This window comes from Natrarchaeobius versutus, assembly GCF_041205745.1.
Lineage (GTDB): Archaea > Halobacteriota > Halobacteria > Halobacteriales > Natrialbaceae > Natrarchaeobius > Natrarchaeobius versutus.
Map to the genome: position 1 here is coordinate 1 of NZ_JBGFCC010000018.1, position 8,324 is coordinate 8,324.

8 protein-coding genes are annotated in these 8,324 nt (G+C 55.3%); all 8 read right to left on the bottom strand.

The window, feature by feature from the left end; translation table 11 throughout:
* Positions 1–450, bottom strand: a 450-nt coding sequence (locus AB7C87_RS24070; RefSeq protein WP_369732083.1) for an AAA family ATPase, incomplete at its 3' end; no start/stop codon positions are given.
* Between the two features lie 128 nt (positions 451–578).
* Entirely contained in the window at positions 579–1,541 is a 963-nt protein-coding gene (locus AB7C87_RS24075) for a hypothetical protein (RefSeq protein ID WP_369732084.1), read from the bottom strand.
* Complete coding sequence (locus AB7C87_RS24080; RefSeq protein WP_369732085.1) at positions 1,534–2,415, bottom strand: hypothetical protein; 882 nt, start codon at positions 2,413–2,415, stop codon at positions 1,534–1,536. The genes AB7C87_RS24075 and AB7C87_RS24080 overlap by 8 nt, the downstream gene beginning before the upstream one ends.
* Positions 2,405–2,887, bottom strand: coding sequence for a DUF8063 family protein (locus AB7C87_RS24085; protein WP_502260718.1), 483 nt, complete (start codon positions 2,885–2,887; stop codon positions 2,405–2,407). The genes AB7C87_RS24080 and AB7C87_RS24085 overlap by 11 nt, the downstream gene beginning before the upstream one ends.
* A 56-nt stretch (positions 2,888–2,943) precedes the next feature.
* Positions 2,944–4,563 (bottom strand): Env/VP5 family phage fusion protein, encoded by a 1,620-nt coding sequence (locus tag AB7C87_RS24090; protein ID WP_369732087.1) that lies wholly within the window; start codon positions 4,561–4,563, stop codon positions 2,944–2,946.
* A gap of 4 nt (positions 4,564–4,567) precedes the next feature.
* Positions 4,568–4,957, bottom strand: coding sequence for a DUF8023 family protein (locus AB7C87_RS24095; protein ID WP_369732088.1), 390 nt, complete (start codon positions 4,955–4,957; stop codon positions 4,568–4,570).
* Positions 4,958–5,001: 44 nt separating this feature from the next.
* On the bottom strand, positions 5,002–5,370 hold the full coding sequence (locus AB7C87_RS24100) for a hypothetical protein (RefSeq protein ID WP_369732089.1): 369 nt from the start codon (positions 5,368–5,370) through the stop codon (positions 5,002–5,004).
* Between the two features lie 68 nt (positions 5,371–5,438).
* Positions 5,439–7,505: a hypothetical protein gene (locus AB7C87_RS24105; protein WP_369732090.1), complete on the bottom strand. Its 2,067-nt coding sequence runs from the start codon at positions 7,503–7,505 to the stop codon at positions 5,439–5,441.
* Between the last annotated feature and the right edge of the window lie 819 nt (positions 7,506–8,324).

Genomic DNA, 8,324 nt, shown 5'->3' on the forward strand with positions numbered 1-8,324 from the left:
CGGTACCCAATCGGAATCTATATCTGTAAAATAAGATTTTTCTACGGCCTTTCGGGTCGTTCCTGAATTTAGAATTTTGACCCTATATTTGACTTTATTGAAACAGTCCCCATTATCATATAATTTGTGTATGTTTGGATATTTACGAGAAGACCTTCGAGGAGCCTCAATACTGTTCCTTTCCTCCTCAGGAAGATCATAGATGGTTTCTATTGAAATTTCATTGCTTCTGTCTTTTCCTCTTACATTTCTAGCAAACCATTCATCGGTGATTTTACCCTTATTTTTATATCCGCCAACATCTTTCAGGGAACTTAAAGATTTAATGACATTTGATTTTCCAGAATTGTTCTTTCCAATTAGAATGGAGGTGTCAGACAGACTTATTTTGCCTTGATTTATGCTCCTATAATCTTCTAATATTACCTCTTGAAGGGGAAGGTATGACATAATGATTATTTCGTTAGTCAAAGACAATTATAGTATCGGTTATTCATCTAGCGCGTTTGCTTATAGATATACACCCTCACCCCCGTAAGGGGGATCGGGTGGGCATGTGGGAGGAGAGGGAAAATTATTCAGCTGGAGATATCGAAGCTCGCAGGTTCGTCAGGATCGTAGTCTCCATCTGGCTGAATCGTAGGCACAGGAAGATCGTAGATCTCGTTGCTGAACCCGTCGTCTGGATCGTGATCCTCGAAGAACCGAACGTGGTAGTGGTCGGCCTCGAGGTCGTTTTCCTCACGCTGTTGGCGTAGGAAGTAGCTGGCGTGTTCGCGGAAGAGTGGCGCGGCACCGAGGCCGTCCGTTCGGTGGAAGATCGGGAAGAGTACGAGGCCGTACTTGCTCTTGAACGTCAGCACGTTTCCGAACTCGGCGTTGACTTCGTAGTTGTTCACCGTGGCGTTCGCCTCGATCTCCAGCTCGTCGAGGACCGTCACGACTTTTTCGTGTCTCTCGCAGACGGCCTCGAGTTCGCTCTTCGTCTCGATGAACTCGGTTCGCTCCTGGAGCTGTGGATTCGCCCACTCCAGGGTATCGATGTTCGTCGCGAGGGCAACGTCGACCTCGAGGGCGAGCTGGTCCAGGAGGAACAACAGTGCGAACCAGAGCGCGGTATTCGTCTTCCCGTTGTCGGTGTCTCCGACGAACAGGCCCATGAAGCCATCACGGCGCATTTCAGACAGTAGACGAACCAGCGTTCTCGCTTCCGACAGTGCGACCTCTTTGTTCGTTAATCCAGTGAAGTACGACAGTTCCTCGAGGTAGCCGTGCTTGACAGCTCTCGCGGCCTCGATCGAGCCATGCGTTCGGACGAGTCGCTTGCAGTACGCAGTCTGTTCGAACTTTCGAGGGATATCGCCGCCGTGTTCCCGATCGAGTTCGCGAATTCGGGGGTAGAGTCGCTTGTACCGGACGTACCGACGAAGTGCATCGTCCTCGAGGAACGGAGCGAGCGGGTACGTATGGCCGCCGTTGTCGGTGAGTCGACCTTCGGAGACCTCGCGGAACTCGGCGGCGGCGAGTGCGGCTTCAGTCATCGCTCACAATACCTCCGTTTTCCATTCCACCGATCGGAACACTTCGTCCAACCTGTAGCTGGGCAGTCTGCTCTTTCCGACCGAGTGGTTCAGTCGGACCTTCGTCATCTTCTTCGGCCTCTCGCACTACGTCGTCGATCGGATCGTGATCGATTTCGGTATCCCAGTCCCAGGGGTCGGCACCGAGATCGATGAACTCGTCGTGTTCGGCACCGGCGATGATCGAGTGCATTTGTTTGATCGAGTTGTCGAGCGTTCGCATATCGGACTCTGCGCGGGCTTTCACTGCCTCTTTCGCGAGCGGTACGAGCCGGTTCATCACCGCCTTATGCCGGTCGCGCTCTTCGATGAACTCGTAGTTGTCCATGCCACCTTCCCAGGTTGCGCGGAGCGTCGGGACGGCTACCGTCTGTTCTTCGCCGGTTTCGGGATCGATCTCGGCGTCTTGTTCGTACTTGAACTCGGAGGCGAGGTAGACCTTGCCAGCCTTCGAATCTCGAGTTCCGAGCGACCCTTCTTCGATCTTGATCTGATGCCAGAACGATTCGGCTACGTCGAGCAGGCCGATCGCTTCGTGATTCTCGTCGGTAAGAAGGGCGAATCGACGAGTTTCTCGGTCGATGTACCAGACCAAAGCGAACATGTAGGTAACGGCGAACGGACCGAGCAGACAGAGGATCAACACTGCAATACCGATCGATCGCCACGGCGCACCGTAGATCAGCATGGCGACGATCGACACCAGGGCGAGCGCCGCGATCGCGATGATCCACCACGTCTTTTTGATGAACTCGACAGTGAGTTCGCCGGTCGATTTGTTTTCGCCTGGTGGTTCGGACGAGGGATCAGCGTGAACGACACGATCAGAAGACACGGCGAATTTCACCTCGCATTTTCCGGACACCGATGTAGGCGATCGGACCACCGATGACGAACAGGAAAGCGGTCGTACCGACCGAAATCCAAATGTCGGATGTCGACGGCTGACCTGGAAGCAACGCCCGACGATCTTCGAACACCTCCGGATGGAAGTATCCGTCTTCGGTTGCGAGGAACGCACCGTAGTACCCGTCGTACTCGTTTAGCTCGATCGAGATCGTCGTCCGAGTGTCGGCCTCGATCGGGAACTCTTGTACCTCGACTTGTCCTCCTTCGATGAAGACGCTGGAATCACCAAGTGCGACGGTCGTCTCATCGGTGGCTACGATTTCGAAGTGAGCGGTGTCGCCTTCGAGCGTAGCATCGCACAGATAGACGGTCTCGTCCAGTGTTTCGCAACCGTCTTTGACATCTGGTTCACCCGGTTCTTGAGCCGATACGGCTGGGAAAAACAGCATCCCGATCACAGCCAAGATCAGTGCAGCGGCTACCAGCGCACGAATAAATTGAAAAGTGGTCATGGTCACTTGAGCAGGTTAGCCGGGTGAAGTTTCACGACGATCGCGGCGAGCGCGGTCAACACGAGCAACGCCAGTATGACGATTACCGAGATGGTAGCGAGATCGCTTCCATCTACTTCGGGCCACTCTGCGCCACCGATGTTACTCCAGTCGAGACCATCACTACTGTTTTCGTTAGCCTGCTCGATGATGATGGTTCGCTCTTGGTCGGCTTCCTCGATCGCCTCGATGAACTCGTCAGGATCAAACGTATCGTACGATGGGCGGTCCCAATCGTCCTGTTCGATCTCGTTCCCGTCTCCGTCGTACATCTCTTCGATCGTCAACTCTCCCTCGATCATCCGGATGTCCTCAGCCTCTCCGCCATCGCTCACCGTCATCACCGGAACCCCATCGAGGTCTTCGACATCGTACGTCTCGTTGACCTCGAAGCCATCTTCCGGGGTGTCCGACGCGAACAGCATTCCCTCGTACGTCTCATCAACATATCCAGCCAACTCGTACTCGACACTACCGTCATCACTGACGTTACGCTTTTCTTCGGTGTATCCCTCGAAATGCGCAACAACGGTTGTGTCGAGGCCGCTACGGTCCATATCGAGTAGGGACCGAAGGGCGTACTGATGAGCAAGCTCCGTTGTATTCGCGTCGCCGCTCATGTAACGGACCATGCCCTCAGCGCCGCGAAGGTCTTCAGGTTCCAAATCGCCGCGGTCCATCGCCGCGTAGAAGTCTTGAGCAGTGCCGTCCTCGTAGTTGGCAACTACTCGGTCCGACTGCTCTTCGAGCGCCTCGAACTGTTCCCGGACAGGGCGGTAATCGTACTTCTGATCCGACTCCAGGGACCCAGTGTTCAGCACGTGAACGCTTGGTCCCCAGTCGTAGGTTGAGGAAGCGGTTGAACTCGGGTCCTGCAAACGCTGGTTAAAGGTCTGTGCCGTCTCGTTGTCATACTCCTTTTCGAAGAAGTTGACCGTAACTCGCTCCGAAGAACGACTACCGTGATTGAAGTAGACCCGAGGAACGGTCACGTTATGCGTACTTGCGTTCGCTAACGTGACCTCAACCTCTTCTGTCTCCCCGGTCGGCCTGATTTCATCGGCCTCTCCAGCAAAGTGCACAAAGTCGTTCTCCGTCTCTTCGTGGTTTATCGACGCGTTCGCGTAGTACGCGATCTGTTCGCCGTGAACAGACGCATCATTCAGCAGGTTGATCTGCTTCTGGGCGTAGTAGTCGTTGATCGCCGCTTGGGCTTGGGTATCCGCAACAGCGGCATCGACGTTATCCTCGTACGCCTCTGCAATGGTGTTTCGAGACTCGAGGGACGCGATCGTCGCGGTGTCCTCGCCGTAGTTATCGATGATAGTGGTCGTCGACTCGGAAGAGGCTCCAACACCGGTCAAACCGGTGTGAATGTCCACTTCCATTCCAGCCGCATCGTCCTCGAGGTCGATCGTCTCATAGTTGCGATCGTCTTCACAGGTGAAGATGAACCAGTCGACCGAATCGTACATACAATCAGCACCGGTATCAGCGGCCGCAGTTCCGGTAACTGCTGGAGTGCCGAGAGACGTTACCAACAGGAGTACAAATATGACAGAGGTGAGCCGTTTCCAGAACATACAGTCACCTCATGAGGACAGCTGCGGCAATTGTCATCAGTCCGAAGACAATTATCCCTCCTAACGGATCGTAAAATCCGGTCACGACATCGTAAAACGGGTCAAACGCGGAGAATACCACGCTAAACACCGCTATTGCACCGATGTACAATTTCTCGGCCGGGTGATAGTGGTACGGATCACGTGTTCCACTTGCGAGGAACAGCCCGATGAGCGAGATCAGCGTGATCGTCCCGGGGAGGAACCGCCACTGCGTAAGGAACTCGACCAGCTCGATCGCGAGGCCGGTCATAATCAACGTCGCGATCGTGAAGATCGCAAGCAGTAGCGCGGACCAGATGTTCAAGTCCATGATCGTTTCCGAGAACGACGCGTTTCGGTAGCTTGCAGTCATGTTGTATGATTTGGATGAATTGAGTGGTTGCTCGTCAGCGCAATTCAGGCGCGGTACTGTAGCTCGCGATCAGTACCATCGCGCTCGTTTCCGTCGTCGTCCGTCCACGAGTACGAGTCGACGCCCTCGAGGCGGAACTCGTAGCCCTCGGAGATCCCGTTCTCGTGAACGGTGTCTTCGAGCGTCTGGTTGAAGTGAACGAGACGAATGTCACCTTCGTCGTCGCCGTCGGTGGACTTGTACCGAACGCGGAGCTGGTCGTAGTCACCGCTGTTCGGAGTCAGGGAGAGGATGATTCCCTGAATTACCTCTCCCTCTTCCGGAAGCGGTAGCCATTCTGCATCGTCATCGTAATCGCCGCCCGGGACATCAGCCGTCTGGAATCCGTCTGTGGAACTATCACTAGTTGCCATACAACTAGTTAATTGCAATATACTGCATTAGGGAATGCCACCCGAGTCGGATACTATATATACACCTTCTAATCCACCTCCTGAGGCTGTGAAACTGGCTTATCGAACTTAGGCGGGAGGCCTCCGGAATGATAATGGAACTTCAGAAGATGGTCCGCATACTCGGCCTTCTCTATATTGTGAGTGTGAACAATATGACCTGCCATCATTTCAGGATTATACATAGCCACATTACATTTTGTACATCGGATACACGGATGGTATTCTTCACCAACGTACTGAAGACGTGTTTCCTCCAGTATGTGTGTCACCGGTAGATGAGTTGGTTCCATATCTACACCGCCGTTCGAAGATGGCCGGTGTTCTTCTCCATTTTCATCGATAAACGCCTCTATCTCCCACGTTCCCAACTCTTCGGGTTCCGAAAAGCTATCACGGATTGGTGGGTCAGGATCACCTGAAACCACTTGTTTCACAAGTGGCAGGTGTTCGGGGTTGAGATCGAGTGCACCGAGTAATTCTGGAGGAGAAATACCGTCCCCGTGTACGTCGACGTAGCGTTCAATCTGTTCACGCAAATCTTTGTCAACCAGAGGTTCACCATATCGAGCGGCCGCCGTTCCCGGACGCTTCTCGATTCCGTACCAATCTTCGCGATCGTCGGTAGTTGGTTCGAGGTCACGACCGTCGTCGCCGCGATCGTGGCCGACACCGGACTCGGCCTGATCGGGCGAGGCCTCGAGGCGGATTTCGGAAATCGTGTCTGAATCCTGATCGATACCGAACCCACTGCCACAGCACGCACACACAATCTGGGATCCACGACCAGACGAGCGTTTCAGACGTTCTCCATGGTCGTGTTGTTGGTCACTATCCGAATCCCGATACTCTGCGGCACATTGGTCGGCGGCGATGGCTTCGTTCAAGACCTTCGATCGGCCCATCCGCTGGCGGTTCATCGACCAGATCACCGCCCCCCACGCTACGTACTCTATCGGACGTTCGATGAGATCGTCATCGTCGTACGTCTGTGCATAGGCGCTCAGATAGGAACCCATATTCGTAACGTCCGAGTTCACTGAAATCGGCCGTTCCTCAGGGTTTTCGTGGGTGTAATTGTGAGCGTCGAATGTGGCGAGGTCGCAGACCTCGATGTGCTTATCAATCGCTTTTCTAAACGCTTTCTCGAGTTCCAACTCAGCGTGCTCGAGGTCGCTCCCGTATCGCTCTTCGAGATCGAGATCCAGATACACTCCAACGTGATTGTGAGAGTAACAAGCGTTCGGACCCGGTGTTTTGTCGGGGTCAGCCGCCGCACCGACTCCGTGAGGTTCCGCAAAGCGGAGGTATCCCCATTCGTGTGATTCGAGACCGAGATCGTTCTCACAGATGTTGCGTACCGTATCACGGGTTGCGCCGTAGCTCCAGGCATCCGAAACCGAATCGTAGTGGTCGACTGGAGACACGCGATCGCCATCAGGAACGCTCGAACCCGTGTTAGTGAGCATCACCGTCACGAGGTTGTCCCATTCGCCTTCGACAACCGTTCCGTCCGGGTGTTCGCCGCCAGCCAGCTGGCGTTCCATCGCCATCGCGCGAGCGTATTCTTTGTTCGCGTACTCGTCGCCCCAGCTGTCCTGTAGCGGCACCTCAAACTCTATTTCCTCACCGGTTTCGTCGGTTCCGGAGAACCGAACACTCATACCCTGTTCGTACCGCTCATGGGCATCAAGGAACGCGAATACTGCATCTTGCCACGTCGCGGCACGCCGTTCGCGAAGCCGGTACGTGACGAATCCGTTCTCCCATTCGCGCTCCGGCTCGACGTATTCCGGTTCGTAGTCGGCCTCTGTCACTTCTCGTCGGAGTGAGCGGCCATGCTGTTCGGTCAACGGAAGATGGGCCAGGTGTGGATACTCTTCAGCAAAATCCTCGGCACGATCGAGTGGATTCGGTCGGTAGTCATCAGACGGTGTAACTTTCCGTTCAGAGTCGACGCCGCTTCCGGTCGTCGCGGCGTCTCCGTGGGTTACACAATTATTCTGGGAAGGCCAAGGGGCCGCACCGCCGGTTGCATCACCGTCCGAAGCCGCGGCTGATTGATCCGTCTCCTCGAGGTCGTCCGCACCGCTCATTGGTCAACGAAGTCAACCGCATCACAGTCGTCGCCGAAACGGCAACAGCCAGCGTCCCTACAGCCGGGACAAAGCGTGCCGTAGTCGTCGAATGGGGAACCACAGCACAAACAATCGTGAATCCCCTTCATCGGCCACCTCCGAACTGAGAGAGCCGCAGCTGTTGAGTCGCTTCAGCTGAAAGAGAACTCCCTCGCGGCGCTCCCTCGCCGGAACGAGCACGTCGCCGCGGAGAACTCTTGCTTTCAGCGCCATCCCGACGATCCGCCGTCACCGTCGGCGACGGCTCGGCGGACTCGCCGCGCTGACGCTGACGCTGGCGATTCTCTTTTGCTCCTCCGTTCCGGGCTTCCGTTGCGTCTCCTTCGTCGACGGACAGTTCCGGGCTTTCGGCATCCGGCACTCGCCCCGCTTCGGTCGATGCTTGCGCCTTTTCCGCACAAGAGGCGGCCGCCGGGGAGATAGACCAACCAGCTGGGTTTAGCGGTTCGTCCTCGAGGGCGATCGCGATCAGCTGAAGTTCCGGGTGAAGCCGCTCGACGAGATCGCCGTCGCTGATGAAGTCGAGGTGATCCTGACAGACTCGACCCCAGGCGGCGAGATCGTCAGACCTGTTGAGGCACTGCGACCGGCAGAGAAGATGACGGCACTGGTAGAGGAGGAACTGCGGGTACCGAGTTCGGCTTCGAGAAGTCACCGGAGATCACCCGCCGAACGAGGTGGTGACTGAGGAGGATTCTGCCGAAGCGACTTAGTGATCTGAGTAAAACCGGCGTATAAGGGTTGCGTAACCCTTATTCTCGCTATGGGATCGCCCGG

What these genes read in the sequence shown, in the direction of transcription:
- AB7C87_RS24105 (WP_369732090.1), bottom strand. Translation starts at nt 7,505, where the DNA reads ATGAGCGGTGCGGACGACCTCGAGGAGACGGATCAATCAGCCGCGGCT.
- AB7C87_RS24100 (WP_369732089.1), bottom strand. Translation starts at nt 5,370, where the DNA reads ATGGCAACTAGTGATAGTTCCACAGACGGATTCCAGACGGCTGATGTC.
- AB7C87_RS24090 (WP_369732087.1), bottom strand. Translation starts at nt 4,563, where the DNA reads ATGTTCTGGAAACGGCTCACCTCTGTCATATTTGTACTCCTGTTGGTA.
- AB7C87_RS24095 (WP_369732088.1), bottom strand. Translation starts at nt 4,957, where the DNA reads ATGACTGCAAGCTACCGAAACGCGTCGTTCTCGGAAACGATCATGGAC.
- AB7C87_RS24075 (WP_369732084.1), bottom strand. Translation starts at nt 1,541, where the DNA reads ATGACTGAAGCCGCACTCGCCGCCGCCGAGTTCCGCGAGGTCTCCGAA.